Here is a 14,171-nt window from a genome sequence, read left to right as displayed (position 1 = left end):
GCCTTTTTCAAGCTGATCCACTGTCACAAAACTGAAAAGCAACCGCCATAGAAGGCCGCCACAGCCGGGGCGGATGCCGCGGCTTGCCCGAAATGTTCTCTTGAACAATTTCGAATTTCAGCAACAGATATGCGCCGGACGAATACGTCCTATGCAAGATTTCAGGGAGTAAGCATGTCCAAGACCGCTTTGAGCTTGTCCGTCGGCCTCGCCGCCATGCTCGCCGCGACGCCGGCTTTCGCACAGACCGAAATTTCCTGGTGGCACGCCATGGACGCCGAACTGGGTCAGCGGCTCGAGGCGATCGCCCAGGGCTTTAATGACAGCCAGGACGAATACACCGTCGTCCCCACCTACAAGGGCAGCTATGCCGAGACGCTGACCGCCGCCATTGCCGCGTTCCGCGCCAACGAACAGCCGGCAATCGTTCAGGTCTTCGAAGTCGGCACCGGCACCATGATGGCAGCCACCGGCGCCGTGAATCCGGTCTACCAGCTGATGGCTGATGCCGGGGAAGCCTGGGATCCGTCAGGCTTCCTCGCCCCAGTCACCGGCTACTACTCGGACACCAACGGCAACATCCTTTCGATGCCGTTCAATTCCTCGACCCCGATCATGTACTACAACAAGGACGTCTTCGAAAAAGCCGGCCTTGATCCCGAAGTCGCCCCCAAGACTTGGGCCGAGCTCGAAACCATGGGCCGCCAGATCGTCGAATCCGGCGCCGCTCCCTGCGCCCTGTCGAGCGCCTGGATCACCTGGATCCAGACCGAAAACCTTTCGGCCCTGCACGACAAGCCCTTCGGCACGCTCGAGAACGGCTTTGGCGGTCTCGGCACCGAATTCGTCTTCAACGGCGAGCTGCAGGTTCGCCACTGGGACAACCTCAAGAGGTGGTCCGATGAAGGCCTCTTCCAGTATGGTGGCCCGGCTGGCGCCGCCGACGCTGCGCCTAAGTTCTATTCGCAGGAATGCGCGATCTTCATGAACTCCTCGGCTGGCCGCGCTGGAGTCATCACCAATGCAACCGACTTCGAAGTCGGCTTCGCGCCTCTCCCCTACTATGACGACGTCATTGACGAGCCGAAGAACTCGATCATCGGTGGTGCAACTCTCTGGGCGCTCAACGGCAAGGCTCCGGAAGTCTATACCGGCGTCGCCAAGTTCTTCACCTACCTCTCGAGCCCCGAAGTCCAGGCCAAGTGGCACCAGGAGACCGGCTACCTGCCGATCACCAATGCCGCCTATGAACTGGGCCAGGAACAAGGCTACTACGCCGAAAACCCAGGCTCAGACATCGCGATCAACCAGATCACCCGCGGCACCCCCTCGGCCAATTCCAAGGGCATCCGCTTCGGCAACCTGACCCAGGTTCGCGCCATCGTCGACGAAGAGTTCGAAGCCCTGCTCGCCGGCTCCAAGACCGCCCAGGAAGCCCTGGACTCCGCCGTGGAACGCGGCAACCAGATCCTGCGTGACTTCGAAGCCGCCAATAGCTAAGCCAAGCCCCCACCCATCCTCCCCCGCAAGCGGGGGAGGAGCCGCATTGAGTGCGGCCATTCCTTCAGATCACCCGCCGGCCTACTCCTCCCCCTCCTTAAGGGGGAGGCCGGGTGGGGGTCCTCTTCCCGAGCCGGACGCACACATGCAGACAAAGCGCACGATCTTTCCAAACAAGCTGCTGCCCTACTTCCTCCTTCTCCCGCAGCTTGCCGTGACGCTGATCTTCTTCATTTGGCCGGCCCTTCAGGCGGTCAAATCCTCCTTCGAGCGCGAAGACCCCTTCGGCTTCAGGACCACCTTCATCTGGTTCGAAAACTACACCCGCCTGTTCGCCGATCCGAACTACGTCAATTCGCTGAGCCGCACCGCCGTCTTCGCCGTTTCGGTGACCATTCTGTCCATGTGCGTGTCGCTGCTGCTCGCCGTTGCGGTCAATCGTGTGCTCCGCACCAACCGGGTCTATACGACCCTTCTTGTCTGGCCCTACGCCGTGGCGCCGGTGGTTGTCGGCATCCTCTGGTGGTTCATCTTCAATCCCACAATCGGCATCCTGCCCTATATGATGCGCGGCCTCGGCATCGCCTGGAACCCCCGTGTGAACGGCGATCAGGCTATGATCCTCGTCATCATCGCGGCCAGTTGGAAGCAGATTTCCTACAACTTCCTGTTCTTCGTCGCCGGCCTTCAATCCGTGCCGCAGTCGCTGACCGAAGCAGCCGCCATCGATGGCGCCGGTCCCTTCAAGCGCTTCTTCACCATCGTCCTGCCGCTGCTGTCGCCGACGACCTTCTTCCTCCTCATCGTCAACATCAACTATGCCATGTTCGACACCTTCGGCATCATCGATGCGACGACGTCGGGTGGCCCCAACCAGGCCACCAACACGCTGGTCTACAAAGTCTATGCCGACGGCTTCCTCGGTCTCAATATCGGCTCTTCCGCCGCGCAATCGGTCATCCTCATGCTGATCGTCATCGCCCTCACCGCCATCCAGTTCCGCTTTATCGAGCGGCGTGTTCAGTATTGAGGAGCCGATAAATGGTCGAAAATCGCCCCTGGCTCACCTTCTTCACCCATCTGGTCCTGATCATCGGCGTCGTGATCGTGGTTTTCCCGGTCTACCTCGCCTTCATCGCCTCGACCCATTCAGGCGGCGATTTCTTGCGCGGCCTCGTGCCGCTGCTGCCAGGTCCCAATGCGGTCGAAAACTACTCCAAGATGCTGTTCGAAGGCATTTCCACCGCCGGCGCCCCGCCGCTCTGGATCATGCTGGCCAATTCGACGCTGATCGCCATCATCATCGCCATCGGCAAGATCATCATCTCGCTGCTGTCGGCCTACGCCATCGTCTTCTTCAAGTTCCCCTTCAGGCTCCTCGCCTTCTGGATCATCTTCATCACCCTGATGCTTCCGGTTGAAGTGCGCATCATCCCGACCTTTGCGGTCGTGGCAAACCTTGGCCTCCTCAACTCCTATCTCGGGCTCACCCTGCCCCTCATCGCCTCGGCCACCGCGACCTTCCTCTTCCGCCAGTTCTTTCTGACCGTTCCCGACGAACTGATGGAAGCGGCCCGCGTCGATGGCGCCGGGCCAATGAAGTTCTTCCGCGATATTCTGCTGCCGCTGAGCCGCACCAATATCGCCGCGCTTTTCGTCATCCTCTTCATCTATGGCTGGGTGCAGTATCTCTGGCCGCTGCTCGTCACCACCGACAGCCGCTATTATACCGTCGTCATGGGCATCAAGCGCCTCGCCGCCACGGCAGACGCCGAGCCGCAATGGCATCTTGTCATGGCCGCCGTCGTGCTCGCGATGCTGCCCCCCGTCCTAGTCGTCATCTTTATGCAGCGCCTGTTCGTCAAAGGCCTGGTCGAAACGGAGAAATAATCATGGCCACGATCAATCTCGTCGACCTGCACAAAGACTACGGCAATTCCCACGCCGTGCGCGGCATCAACCTTTCGGTGGCCGATGGCGAACTCATCGTCCTTGTCGGCCCCTCCGGCTGCGGCAAGTCCACCCTGCTCCGCATGGTAGCCGGCCTTGAAACCGTGAGCTCAGGCCGCATCGAGATCGGCGGCCGCGATGTGGTCAAAGCCGAGCCAGCCGAGCGCGACATCGCCATGGTGTTCCAGAACTACGCGCTCTACCCACACATGACCGTGCGCGGGAACCTGGAATACGGGCTCAAGAACCGCGGCACCCCGCGCGCCGAGATCGACCGCCGCGTCAACGAAGCCGCCGAAATCCTCGAGATCGGTCCAATGCTCGATCGCAAGCCGCGCCAGCTCTCGGGCGGCCAGCGCCAGCGTGTTGCCATGGGCCGCGCCATCGTCCGCGAACCGGCGGCCTTCCTCTTCGACGAACCGCTCTCGAATCTCGATGCCAAGCTGCGCGTGCAGATGCGCGTCGAGATCAGGAAACTGCAACGCCGCCTCAAGACCACGAGCCTTTATGTCACCCACGACCAGCTCGAAGCCATGACCCTGGCCGATCGCTTGGTGGTCATGAATGGTGGCCTCGTAGAACAGATCGGCACCCCGACCGAAGTCTATGACCGTCCGGCGACGCTTTTTGTCGCGAGCTTCATCGGCTCCCCGCCCATGAACCTCTTGCCGGTCTCCGCGCTCGGCGACGCGCAGGGCCTCAACCTGCCTGCCAAAACCGACACGGTCGGCATCCGTCCCGACCAGATGCACCTTGAGCCACGCCCCGGCGCAACCGCCCTTCCCGCGACCGCCGAACTGCTTGAACCGATCGGCGGCGAAAGCCACCTTCACCTCCGTCTCGATAGCGGCCACTCTGTAGTCCTCAGCGTTCCCGGTCGCCCGTCGATTATTGAGGGCACCGCCGTCAGCGTCTACATCGAGCCCGCAGCGCTCCACCCGTTCGATAGCAAAACCGGCCGGCGCACCGACGCCTGAAAGCTTCTTCCATGACCACGCTTCCCCCACGCGGACCCGTTCATTCTGAGGTCCAGGCCCACCGCGGCGCCTCTGCCGTCGCCCCTGAAAACACCATCGCCGCCTTTCGCGCCGCCGCCGAACAGGGCGCAAAATGGGTCGAGCTCGACGTCGCCCTCTTGGCCGACGGCACCCTCGTCGTCATCCACGACGACACCGTCGACCGCACCACCTCGGGCAAGGGCTCGCTTGGGGATCTCAGCTATACCGATCTCGCCGAGATGGATGCCGGCAGCTGGTTCGACCCTAAATTTGCCGAAGAGCGCCTGCCTACCCTCGAACAGGTCATCGCCGTGCTCGGTGACCTCGGCCTCTCCGCCAATGTCGAGATCAAGCAGCACGCCCATCACAAGTCGCTCGATCAACTCGTGAATGCCGTCCGCAGCGCCATCGCGACGCGCAAAACGGGCACCGAGATCATGATCTCGAGCTTCGACTCCGAATGCCTCAAGGCCATGGCCGCGCTGGAGCCGGATCTTGAGATGGCAATGCTCTGGGTGCAGCCGCCTGCCGACTGGGAAGATCAGCTCGCCGCCATCCCGGCCCGCACCATCCACCTCTACTACAAGGCCCTAAGCATCGGCTTTCTGGAACAAACTCGCGCCAAGGGCATCAAAGTCCGCGCCTGGACATCGAACGATCCAGCCGAACTTTATTCCTTCTGGGACGCCGGCCTCACCGGCGTCATCAGCGATAATCCGGCGATCTATCTCCGCTAGGTCGCCGGAAACAGCGTCCAGCGCTTGGGCCGGAAGCTGATCTGGCTGCGCTCGCCGGCCGGATGATCGAACGGCAGGTCGATCTCGACCCGGTGCGACGCGCCGCCCAGCTCAAGCTCCACGCGCCGCGTGCCGCCAACCCGGCGGCTCGTGGCGACGACGCCGCGCAGCGCCGCATCGCCCTCGACCAGCTCGATATCGTGCGGCCGGAAAAAGAGCTTGGCCGGCCCCTGCCCGTCCGCCGCCGAAATCCCTAGCGGCCGGTCGCCCAGCCAGACGTCGCCGCGCTCCACCGTGACCGGCAGTTCGCTCGATTCGCCGATAAAACCGAAAACGAAAGGCGACGACGGCGTGTCGTATACAGTGTCGGGCGTTCCCACCTGTTCGATCTTGCCCTGGCTCATGACGCAAAGCCGATCCGCCAGCTCCAGCGCTTCTTCCTGGTCATGGGTCACGAAAACCGTCGTATGCCCGGTGCGCTCATGGATCTCCCGCAGCCACTTGCGCAGCTCGCGGCGGACCTGCGCGTCGAGTGCTCCGAACGGCTCGTCGAGTAGCAAAACCGCAGGTTCGATCGCGAGCGCACGCGCCAGGGCGACACGCTGCCGCTGCCCGCCCGAAAGCTGGCTCGGATAGCGCTTCTCAAGACCCGAAAGCTGCACCAGGTCCAGAAGCTCCATCGCCCGGCGCCGGATTTCGCCGGCCGGGGGACGTGTGGAGCGCGGCCGGACCTTTAACCCGAACGACACATTTTCCAGGATCGTCATGTGCCGGAACAGCGCATAGTGCTGGAACACGAAGCCGATATTGCGCTCCTGCACGCTCTTTTCCGAAGCGTCGGTGTCGCCAAAGAAAATCTTGCCGGAGGTTGGACGCTCGAGGCCAGCGATCAGCCGCAACAGCGTCGTCTTGCCAGAACCGGACGGCCCCAGCAACGCGATCAGCTCGCCCGACTTGATATCGAGGGACACCTCATGCAGCGCCGGAAACCGGTCGAATTCCTTGCGAACATGGGAAACGCGTACGTCCATAATCAGTCCTGTCAGTGGCCGCGGCCGGTTGCGGCGAGTTCATCGCCGTAGCGCCATTCGAGCGCGGTCTTCAGTATCAGTGTCACCAAGGCAAGCAAGGCGAGCAGCGAGGCCAAGGCAAAGGCCGCCGTGCTCTGATATTCATTATAGAACATTTCCACCTGGAGCGGCATGGTCGTGGTCTGCCCGCGAATCTTGCCGGACACCACGGCGACGGCGCCAAATTCACCCATGGCGCGCGCATTGCAGAGCAGCACACCATAGAGCAGGCCCCATTTGATATTGGGCAGCGTCACGCGCCAAAAGGTCTGCCAGCCGGACGCGCCCAGCGACAAGGCAGCCTCCTCGTCGCCCGTCCCCTGGTCCTGCATCAGCGGGATCAATTCGCGCGCGACAAAGGGGAAAGTGACGAAGATCGTCGCCAGCACGATGCCCGGCACGGCGAACAGGATTTCGATGCCATAGCTCTTGAGCCACGGCCCCAAAATGCTGCCCGAGCCGAACAGCAGAACGTAAACGAGGCCCGAAATTACCGGCGACACCGAGAACGGCAAGTCGATCAGCGTGATCAGAAAGGCCTTACCCTTGAACTCGAACTTGGCAATCGCCCAGCTCGCGGCAATGCCGAAGATGACATTGAGCGGCACGGCAATGGCCGCCACCAGCAAAGTCAGCCGTATGGCAGATTGCGCGTCGGGCTGTTGCAGCGACTGCCAAAAAGGGCCGAACCCCTGCCGAAAAGCTTCCGAAAACACGGCGACCATCGGCAGAACGATGAAGAGCGCCATGAAGGCAAGCCCGACCAAGATCAGCGCCCAACGAACGGCGATCGGCTCGGAGGTGGGCGAAGACCGGCGCACGCTAGCTGCCATAGCCATACCTCTTGCGGCTCCAGGCCTGGATCAGGTTGATGATGAAGAGCATGACAAAGGAAATCGACAGCATCACCGTGGCGATCACCGCCGCGCCGACATAATTGAATTCCTCGAGCCTGATGACGATCAGCAGCGGCGCGATTTCCGAGACGAAGGGAATATTGCCGGCGATAAAGATCACCGAGCCATACTCCCCCACCGCACGGGCGAAGGCCAGGGCAAACCCCGTAAGGATCGCTGGCGCAAGGCTGGGCAACAGCACTTTCGAAATCGTCTGGAAGCGATTGGCGCCGAGCGTCGCCGACGCTTCCTCGACTTCGCGGCTGGTTTCCTCAAGAATTGGCTGGATGGTCCGCACCACGAAAGGCAGGCCGATAAAGATCATCGCGATGGTGATGCCGATCGGCGTATAGGCGATGCGCCAGCCAAGCGGCGCCACCAGTTGGCCTATAAAGCCGTTCGGAGCATAGATGGCGGTGAGCGCAATACCCGCTACCGCGGTCGGTAGGGCGAACGGCAGATCCACTACCGCATCGAACAAGCGGCGGCCCGGAAACCGGTAGCGCACCAGGACCCAGGCGATCAGCGTGCCGAAAACGACATTGATACCGGCGGCGATCAAAGCAGTGACGAAACTGGTGCGCAGCGCCGCCAGCACACGCGGGTCGGTCGCCGCCGCCCAGAAACCGCCCCAGCCCAGACCAGATGCGCGCACCACTAGCGCGATCAGCGGGATTAGGATGATCAGGCAAAAATAGGTAAGCGTAAAACCAAGGGTGAGCCCGAAACCGGGAATGACACTGGGTTGGCGAAACCGCCACCGAACTGCCATGCATTGCTCCCCAAAAAACCCCGGCCGCACCGGCGCCCGTTCAACGACGCAACACTAGCCAGACAGTCGACTTTCTCAAGGGTGCAATCGGCAACCTTTGGTGTGGAAATAGAAAATCCTTTTGCCGAGGCAGACGCAAACGCAATCGGCGTTCATTGCTGCAGGTTAGTTCCGGTTCGACCCAAACAGCACGTCCTGCCGCCCTTCCGGCTCCGGGGCCTTGCCGTTGAGGTAGCAGGCTTCCTGTTCGAGCCGTGTCATCGGCACGGCACCCTGCGCCAGATCGGGCAAGCCGCCGAAAAACGGAACCTTGGCAGGCGCTTCCTCGGCGCGCTGGCCGTGCTGCTTACCGGGATCGAGAATTCCGAAAAAGAAAACCATCTCATGCTCCTTGTTGCGGGGTGGCAAAGACGTTTGCGGCCGGCTCTTTCTCAGAACCGGCCGCATCGAGATTACTGGGTCGGACCAGAGTAGATCTGGTCGAACACGCCGCCGTCACCGAAATACTTCGGCTGCGCCTCGCGCCAGCCGCCGAAGTCCTCGATGGTGACGAGGTTCACCTCGCCGAAGCGGGCATTGTCCTCTTCGGCTGCCGCTTCCGGGCGGAATGGGCGGTAGTAGTTTGCGGCAGCGATGGCCTGGCCCTCATCCGAATAGAGATATTCGAGATAGGCCTGCGCGACTTCCGTATTGCCCTTGCGCTCGGCATTGCCGGGCACCAGCGCGACGGGGGGTTCGGCGAGGATCGAGATCGACGGCGTCACGATGTCGAACGCATCCGGCCCGAGTTCTTCTAGCGCCAGATAGGCTTCGTTTTCCCAGGCGAGCAGGACGTCGCCGATGCCACGCTGCACGAAGGTCGTGGTCGCGCCGCGCGCACCAGTATCGAGCACCGGCACATGGCGATAAAGCTCGGCGACATATTCCTGCGCCTTGGCTTCGTCGCCAGCATTCGCATCGCGGGCCCAGGCCCAGGCGGCGAGGAAGTTCCAGCGCGCGCCGCCGGAGGTCTTGGGATTGGGCGTGATCACTTCGACGCCGTCATCGATCAGGTCACCCCAGTCGGCGATACCCTTCGGGTTGCCCTTGCGCACCAGGAACACGATGGTCGAGGTATAGGGGGCATTGTTGTTTTCAAGCGTGCCGCGCCAATCGGCCGGGATCAGGTTCGGGTTGGCATCGGAAATGGCGTTGATGTCGCTTTCAAGCGCCAGCGTCACGACATCGGCCTCGAGCCCGTCGATCACGGTACGCGCCTGCGAACCCGAACCGCCGTGGGTGACCTGGATGGCGACGCTTTCGCCCTTGGTTTCCTGCCAATGGGCAACGAAGGCCTCGTTGAACTCGCGATAAAGTTCGCGCGTCGGATCGTAGGAAACGTTGATCAGCGTCTTGTCCTGCGCACGGGCAGTGACCGTAAAGCCGACGGCAAGCGATGCGGCAAGGGCAGTGTAGGCGAGTAGCTTGGCTGTCCGTTTCATGTGGAGCCTCCCAGAGGATTTGATGATCAAAGACTATCAAGTAAGTAGTGTTTTGAAAGGCGTGGTCTTTCGTGCCGACCCTGCCTGGGAGAAAATATTTTCGTGGCCACCAACGATTTGCGCGAAGCTCGGCATGCTGTTCCGAAAAGCGTCCGAATGACCCATTTTCATTGCGCCAAGGCATGAACGCCCAATTCACCCCCGGTTCAGGTCGGAAGGCCCATAACGCGGTCATCAGACCAGAAGGTCTTCCACCATCAGGAGATGATCATGAAATTTCGTCGCTCTCTGACGAACCTGGCAATCGGCGCCGGGGTTCTCTTCGCCACCGCCGCCACTGCCTTTGCCGCCCCGGCTGTTGCCACGGGCAGCGTCAACGTTCGTAGCGGTCCGTCGACCGGCTATGCCCGTGTTGACACCCTCCAGCGCAACCAGCTGGTTGAAGTCACCGGCTGCCGCGACGGCTGGTGCTATATTGAAAAGCGCGGTCCGGACGGTTGGGTTTCTGCCCGCTACCTGCAGGAAGTGCGTGCTCGCGCAACGAAGCCATCGGTGAGCTTGTCGATCAACTTCGGGACCACGCCCACCGTTCGCCCGCCGCGTCATCATGACAATGACTGGCGCCGTGATCGGGATCGTGACCGGTGGGACGATCGCGGCGGACACCACCGCGGCAACAACTGGAACAACAATTCTTCCGGTTTCAGCTTCCAGTTCGGCAACTAAACTGACCAAGGCCCGCTTCGGCGGGCCTTTCCTTTTCCCCTTTGACACCGCCCCCCACCCTGCTAAAGACGCCTAAAGGGCCTATAGCTCAATGGTTAGAGCCGACCGCTCATAACGGTCTGGTTGGGGGTTCAAGTCCCTCTGGGCCCACCACAAATCGCGGGCGTTAATGCGACCAAAAAATGTTGAGTCGATTTGACCCCGGAAAACCGGGCATCGACCAAAAGTCGTGAGTCGATGCGCCACTGATTTGAGAGTCGCTCCTTCAATGGGGCGGCTCTCAAATTTTTTGCGCGAGCAGCTTGTTGTCGTGACGTGACCAGAAACCTGAGTCGATTTTTGCAAAAACAACGAGGGTCGAAAATTTCTGGGTCGCCGCACCGCCCAGACCTGAGTCGCGCTATTTTCGCGACTCCGGTCTTGCTGTTCGTCTCCCTCCGTTCCGGCACCAGCGCTATCCGGTTACTTTTGGTACGCGAAGCATCTGGCCTGCGTAGATACGGTTGGGATCGACGATCTTGCTGCGGTTGGCCTGAAGGATGAGATCGGACATATCCGCCTTGCCATAGACCTGTTGCGCGATCTTTCTGAGGCCATCACCCTTCTGCACTTGGTAGAGATCGAAGGGTCCGATGTCCTTTTCTTCGCCGACACCGAGGACGTCAGGGTCAAGCGCATCCAGTTGTGCGGCCACCTGCTTCAGGGTAGCGGGGCGATATGCTTCCTTTTCTGGCAGCCGTTCCGCCTGTTCCTTCCAACGACGCTGAGCCGTGACGCTAACCTCGTGCAACGCGGCGGGTCCCGGCATGCGATCGGCTTCGGGCAACCGATCAAGGATGATGCCGATCGGGTTGAATCCAGGCTTGTCCTCGGTATTCGCAAGGTGCTCGAGGTGGTTCGGCATCAACTCATAGATCCTGGAAGACGGGGAACTGTCCAGATCGAGGCCGGCCCTCCGTGCACCGTCCCAGATCCAGTCCAGCGCCTGATCGGACAGGCCCCTACGCGACCCTCCGCCCCCGACCGACCCGTGAACGCCGGGGAACCAAACCTGCTGGTAAGGGGCGTCCGCGGATGTCGGATCGGCACCGACCGACTGGTTGAGTTGATCGATGTTGTCCCACAGGGTAGGAGCGAAATCCTTCTTGCGCTCGTCGATCGCAACGGCGTGTCGGGCGCTTTCCACCAGCGACGATAGGCTGACGTCGTGGAACTCATGCTCGCGATTGAAGCGACCAGCTCCCAGGATATAGCCCGGAATACCGAGGGCACCTACGGTATCCCAGACGCCGAGGTACTTCACCTTCAGCTTGGGAAGCGTGCCGGCGCTGTAGCCCGGCACGTTGGCTGCACGCCATTCGTCCTCGTCGTCCGAGACACAGATGTCCGGCGAGCAGTCCCGCCTGAACGCCATCACCTCCTGCTTGAATGCAGGATCGTCGGAACGTCGCTTGTAGAGTTCGACCGCGTCGTTCGCCCTGCCGGCACTATGCCGGCTGAGGATGCCGCACGTTCCGAGCAGGCCGACGAAAGAACGAGCCGTATAGGCTCCACGCGAGAAGCCGAAGACGTAAATCTCGTCGCCGGGCGTGTGGTTGAAGATCAGGAAGCGATACCCGTCGCTCAGGTTCTTCACCAGACCCTGCCCGAACATGCCGCCCTGGAACGTCTCGCCCTCTTCGGTGCCGACACCCTCGTCATAGAAGATGACCTGAGCAGTGTCTCCGGCATAAGGCAGAACGCTCTCCGCAGTGAAAAGGACGTTCGTCGGATTCGGAGCATCCAGACGATTCCAGCTCCCGTCGAAGCAAAATACCAGTCGTTTCAAGTTCAGTTCCTCCCTGTAAATTCTCTAAGTACCGCTCACCGCACTGTTTACGTCCCGCCCTGTCGGCCATCCTGATGATCTCGTCCCCTAAGCCTCAGCCGAGATAGTTCACCAGTCTAGGTCAGCAGGTTGTTGTAGACGTCGAAGACCTTCTGGGCGCGATCTAGGGTGGCCGTCACGGGCTGCCCCTTGCCGTCGAGAAGCTTCGGGTTGCGGATCAACCAGGATGCCGGGGTGTAGTGGTCGAACTCCGCCACCGTCGCCGGCATCAACGCGAACAGCGCATCAGCCTGCTTCACGAGGCGCGCGGTCGGCGGGGTCGTGGAAGCGAGGCGGTCCTTGGTGATCTTATTAGCATCTTCCAGGCCGTAGGCACCGTTCAGGATCGAGGCGAAGACCTCCGGCTCGAACATATCTTCGATATCGGCTTCAGGACGTTCGAGAAAATCGGCCATGGTATAGAGATGTCCGGCCCTAAGCACGGCGGAGCGCTTCATGTCATCGATCTTGCGCTTGTCGCCGTTCGCCTCGTCCGAGAGCACCGCGACCTGCAGCTCGTTGCCCGAGAACAACGAGATGAACGGGCGGATCTTGTCGATACCGCCAGCCGGGCACATGGTCCACTTCTGGTCGAGACCGACGCGACCCCGTCGCTTCAGCGCGTCCGAAAGCGCTTGGATATAGAGAATGTCCCCGGGCCCCTCCACCAGCAGCGTGTGCTTACCGACGAAGAGCGACTGGGAGATCTCATACCCTAGAGCTCCCTGGAGTGGGAAGATGGTGTCCGGATCGCGGGACAGCACGTCGCTGCGGACCTTCGTTCCCAAGGGTAAGCGCCGCGGACCCTTCATCTCGATCTGGTCCTCGACGATGCGCACCGACGCAAGATCGTCAGCGGGGACCATGAAGGGCGAGTGGGTGGAGAAGACGATCTGGTGGTGCGGCGCCAGCTTCTCGTCGAAGAAGCGAAGCAGGTCCGCTTGCGCCTTGCCGTGTAGGGTCAGGCCGGGTTCGTCGAGAAGAAGGACGACAGGCGTATCCTCGTCCTTGACCTGCGCGAACTTGACCAGGAAAGAGAAGAACCAGACGAAGCCGGCACTGCGCTCCGAGAACGGCGTATCGACGCGATGCAGCGCGTTGTTTATGCGGGCCCACGCGATGGTGCCGGCATTGAGCGGTTCGGGGTCGCCGGACCGGGCCTGCTCCACGCGCACGTTGACGCTGAGATCCGGATTCTGCGTCCAGTACTCCAGGATCTGGTCGGTGATATTGTTGGAAGCGGCCTGGAGACGGGCGTTGAAGGTCTCGTAGGTGGTCTCGTTGGTGATGTCCTCGATCGACACGCCGGCATAACTCAAGAACTCGGCGAAGAGCTTTTTTCCCTTGTGCTGCTCCTGGTCGATGGTCTCGTTGGCGATCAACTTCCGGGTCTGTTCCAGCTGGATCGCCCCGTCCATCCGGTCATATGAGGAGAAGTACATGAACTTCGGCAACATGCTCCTGATCAGGTTGTCGACCTGCGTCTTGACGGAACCGTGCTTGGCCAGATGCGCTTTCAGAAGCTGCTGGCGTTCCGACAGCGACGTCAATGCATTCAACTTCTCGATGAGCTGCGAGGTGGTGCCCACCGGGCCGATGACCGAGACTTCGGCTTCGTCGAGCTGAAAGCTGCCGTACAGCCATTTGATTGCGGTGCTGTAGTCGATATCGGCTTCGACTTCGGGCTGCTTGGATCCGTAACGCCGGAAGATGCGGACCTTCTCGTCGGTGACCACCCCCTTGCCGACTTGAGCTGCGACACGGGCGAGTTCCCCAGCGCTCAACTGCCATGTGGTCGAAATAGCGACCGCGTCCTCGTCGGTGTGGCGTTCTGCATACTGTGTGAGGAGACGGCGGGGGTAATCGCGCTCCTTGTCCAGGCGCGCCGGGGTGGATGCATGGGGGTTCAAGGCGGCCAAAGCCAAGAGGACAGCGCTCTTCCCCGCCTCATTCTTGCCGACCAGGCACGTCACCGGAGCCAAGTCGAACTCTTCGCTATCGTCGACGGACCGAAAGTTGGTCACATGGGCACCGACCAGAAGCATAGTAGTCGTCCTCCAAAGCAGACAGCTCGGAACGGCTTCATCTTCATCGATCCAGCCGAATACATCAGACTTAAGCACACACAGCTATCCACGCAATCGCAGGGAGCCCCAATCCACAACCGCCGTTGC

Annotated in this window: 14 protein-coding genes and 1 tRNA gene; 8 read left to right on the top strand and 7 right to left on the bottom strand. The window is 61.2% G+C overall.

Annotation, left to right across the window (positions count from 1 at the left end; all coding sequences use genetic code 11):
* Nucleotides 1–174 precede the first annotated feature (174 nt).
* The 5 genes from ugpB to JI748_RS03620 all read left to right on the top strand — a co-directional run bounded on the left by ugpB (nt 175) and on the right by JI748_RS03620 (nt 5,185).
* On the top strand, nt 175–1,500 hold the full coding sequence (ugpB, locus tag JI748_RS03640) for a sn-glycerol-3-phosphate ABC transporter substrate-binding protein UgpB (RefSeq protein ID WP_201635160.1): 1,326 nt from the start codon (nt 175–177) through the stop codon (nt 1,498–1,500).
* A 145-nt stretch (nt 1,501–1,645) separates the two neighbouring features.
* Nucleotides 1,646–2,530, top strand: coding sequence for a sn-glycerol-3-phosphate ABC transporter permease UgpA (gene ugpA, locus JI748_RS03635; RefSeq protein WP_201635158.1), 885 nt, complete (start codon nt 1,646–1,648; stop codon nt 2,528–2,530).
* 11 nt (nt 2,531–2,541) lie between these two features.
* On the top strand, nt 2,542–3,390 hold the full coding sequence (gene ugpE / locus JI748_RS03630) for a sn-glycerol-3-phosphate ABC transporter permease UgpE (RefSeq protein ID WP_201635156.1): 849 nt from the start codon (nt 2,542–2,544) through the stop codon (nt 3,388–3,390).
* Nucleotides 3,391–3,392: 2 nt separating this feature from the next.
* Nucleotides 3,393–4,427: a sn-glycerol-3-phosphate import ATP-binding protein UgpC gene (locus JI748_RS03625; RefSeq protein WP_201635154.1), complete on the top strand. Its 1,035-nt coding sequence runs from the start codon at nt 3,393–3,395 to the stop codon at nt 4,425–4,427.
* Between the two features lie 11 nt (nt 4,428–4,438).
* A complete protein-coding gene (locus JI748_RS03620; RefSeq protein ID WP_201635152.1) occupies nt 4,439–5,185 on the top strand; it encodes a glycerophosphoryl diester phosphodiesterase in 747 nt (248 codons plus the stop codon).
* Here JI748_RS03620 and JI748_RS03615 read toward each other — a convergent pair.
* The 5 genes from JI748_RS03615 to JI748_RS03595 all read right to left on the bottom strand — a co-directional run bounded on the left by JI748_RS03615 (nt 5,182) and on the right by JI748_RS03595 (nt 9,404).
* Complete coding sequence (locus JI748_RS03615; protein WP_201635150.1) at nt 5,182–6,216, bottom strand: sulfate/molybdate ABC transporter ATP-binding protein; 1,035 nt, start codon at nt 6,214–6,216, stop codon at nt 5,182–5,184. The two genes, JI748_RS03620 and JI748_RS03615, sit on opposite strands and share 4 nt — an antisense overlap.
* Nucleotides 6,217–6,227: 11 nt before the next feature.
* Entirely contained in the window at nt 6,228–7,088 is an 861-nt protein-coding gene (gene cysW, locus JI748_RS03610; protein WP_201637016.1) for a sulfate ABC transporter permease subunit CysW, read from the bottom strand.
* Nucleotides 7,078–7,923 (bottom strand): sulfate ABC transporter permease subunit CysT, encoded by an 846-nt coding sequence (gene cysT / locus JI748_RS03605; RefSeq protein ID WP_201635148.1) that lies wholly within the window; start codon nt 7,921–7,923, stop codon nt 7,078–7,080. Before cysT ends, cysW begins: the two co-directional genes overlap by 11 nt.
* A gap of 165 nt (nt 7,924–8,088) precedes the next feature.
* A complete protein-coding gene (locus JI748_RS03600; protein ID WP_201635146.1) occupies nt 8,089–8,304 on the bottom strand; it encodes a hypothetical protein in 216 nt (71 codons plus the stop codon).
* A 71-nt stretch (nt 8,305–8,375) separates the two neighbouring features.
* Nucleotides 8,376–9,404, bottom strand: a complete 1,029-nt coding sequence (locus JI748_RS03595; protein WP_201635144.1) for a sulfate ABC transporter substrate-binding protein — start codon at nt 9,402–9,404, stop codon at nt 8,376–8,378.
* A 22-nt stretch (nt 9,405–9,426) separates the two neighbouring features.
* Here JI748_RS03595 and JI748_RS17340 point away from each other — a divergent pair, with 22 nt between their 5' ends.
* From JI748_RS17340 to JI748_RS03585, 3 genes are all read left to right on the top strand, one after another.
* Nucleotides 9,427–9,564 (top strand): hypothetical protein, encoded by a 138-nt coding sequence (locus tag JI748_RS17340; protein ID WP_210338814.1) that lies wholly within the window; start codon nt 9,427–9,429, stop codon nt 9,562–9,564.
* Nucleotides 9,565–9,674: 110 nt separating this feature from the next.
* The gene (locus JI748_RS03590; protein WP_201635142.1) at nt 9,675–10,130 is read left to right on the top strand and encodes an SH3 domain-containing protein; all 456 of its coding nucleotides are present in this window, start codon (nt 9,675–9,677) and stop codon (nt 10,128–10,130) included.
* A 77-nt stretch (nt 10,131–10,207) separates the two neighbouring features.
* A tRNA-Ile gene (locus JI748_RS03585) sits at nt 10,208–10,283 on the top strand.
* Nucleotides 10,284–10,584: 301 nt separating this feature from the next.
* Here JI748_RS03585 and JI748_RS03580 read toward each other — a convergent pair.
* Nucleotides 10,585–11,958 carry a phospholipase effector Tle1 domain-containing protein gene (locus tag JI748_RS03580; RefSeq protein WP_191772193.1) on the bottom strand — a complete coding sequence of 458 codons (1,374 nt, stop codon included), beginning with the start codon at nt 11,956–11,958 and terminating at the stop codon, nt 10,585–10,587.
* Between the two features lie 116 nt (nt 11,959–12,074).
* A complete protein-coding gene (locus JI748_RS03575) occupies nt 12,075–14,042 on the bottom strand; it encodes an AAA family ATPase (RefSeq protein WP_191772194.1) in 1,968 nt (655 codons plus the stop codon).
* Between the last annotated feature and the right edge of the window lie 129 nt (nt 14,043–14,171).

It is taken from the genome of Devosia rhizoryzae, assembly GCF_016698665.1.
In the GTDB taxonomy this organism is placed as follows: Bacteria; Pseudomonadota; Alphaproteobacteria; order Rhizobiales; family Devosiaceae; genus Devosia; species Devosia rhizoryzae.
The sequence above is the reverse complement of the archived record's forward strand: the minus strand, read 5'-3'. Positions and strand labels throughout refer to the sequence as shown.

Excerpts from the sequence above, each read along its gene's own strand:
- JI748_RS03590 (WP_201635142.1), top strand. The coding sequence starts at position 9,675 with ATGAAATTTCGTCGCTCTCTGACGAACCTGGCAATCGGCGCCGGGGTT.
- JI748_RS03575 (WP_191772194.1), bottom strand. The coding sequence starts at position 14,042 with ATGCTTCTGGTCGGTGCCCATGTGACCAACTTTCGGTCCGTCGACGAT.
- JI748_RS17340 (WP_210338814.1), top strand. The coding sequence starts at position 9,427 with ATGATCAAAGACTATCAAGTAAGTAGTGTTTTGAAAGGCGTGGTCTTT.
- cysT (WP_201635148.1), bottom strand. The coding sequence starts at position 7,923 with ATGGCAGTTCGGTGGCGGTTTCGCCAACCCAGTGTCATTCCCGGTTTC.
- ugpE (WP_201635156.1), top strand. The coding sequence starts at position 2,542 with ATGGTCGAAAATCGCCCCTGGCTCACCTTCTTCACCCATCTGGTCCTG.
- JI748_RS03615 (WP_201635150.1), bottom strand. The coding sequence starts at position 6,216 with ATGGACGTACGCGTTTCCCATGTTCGCAAGGAATTCGACCGGTTTCCG.
- JI748_RS03595 (WP_201635144.1), bottom strand. The coding sequence starts at position 9,404 with ATGAAACGGACAGCCAAGCTACTCGCCTACACTGCCCTTGCCGCATCG.
- JI748_RS03620 (WP_201635152.1), top strand. The coding sequence starts at position 4,439 with ATGACCACGCTTCCCCCACGCGGACCCGTTCATTCTGAGGTCCAGGCC.
- JI748_RS03625 (WP_201635154.1), top strand. The coding sequence starts at position 3,393 with ATGGCCACGATCAATCTCGTCGACCTGCACAAAGACTACGGCAATTCC.
- ugpB (WP_201635160.1), top strand. The coding sequence starts at position 175 with ATGTCCAAGACCGCTTTGAGCTTGTCCGTCGGCCTCGCCGCCATGCTC.
- cysW (WP_201637016.1), bottom strand. The coding sequence starts at position 7,088 with ATGGCAGCTAGCGTGCGCCGGTCTTCGCCCACCTCCGAGCCGATCGCC.
- JI748_RS03600 (WP_201635146.1), bottom strand. The coding sequence starts at position 8,304 with ATGGTTTTCTTTTTCGGAATTCTCGATCCCGGTAAGCAGCACGGCCAG.
- ugpA (WP_201635158.1), top strand. The coding sequence starts at position 1,646 with ATGCAGACAAAGCGCACGATCTTTCCAAACAAGCTGCTGCCCTACTTC.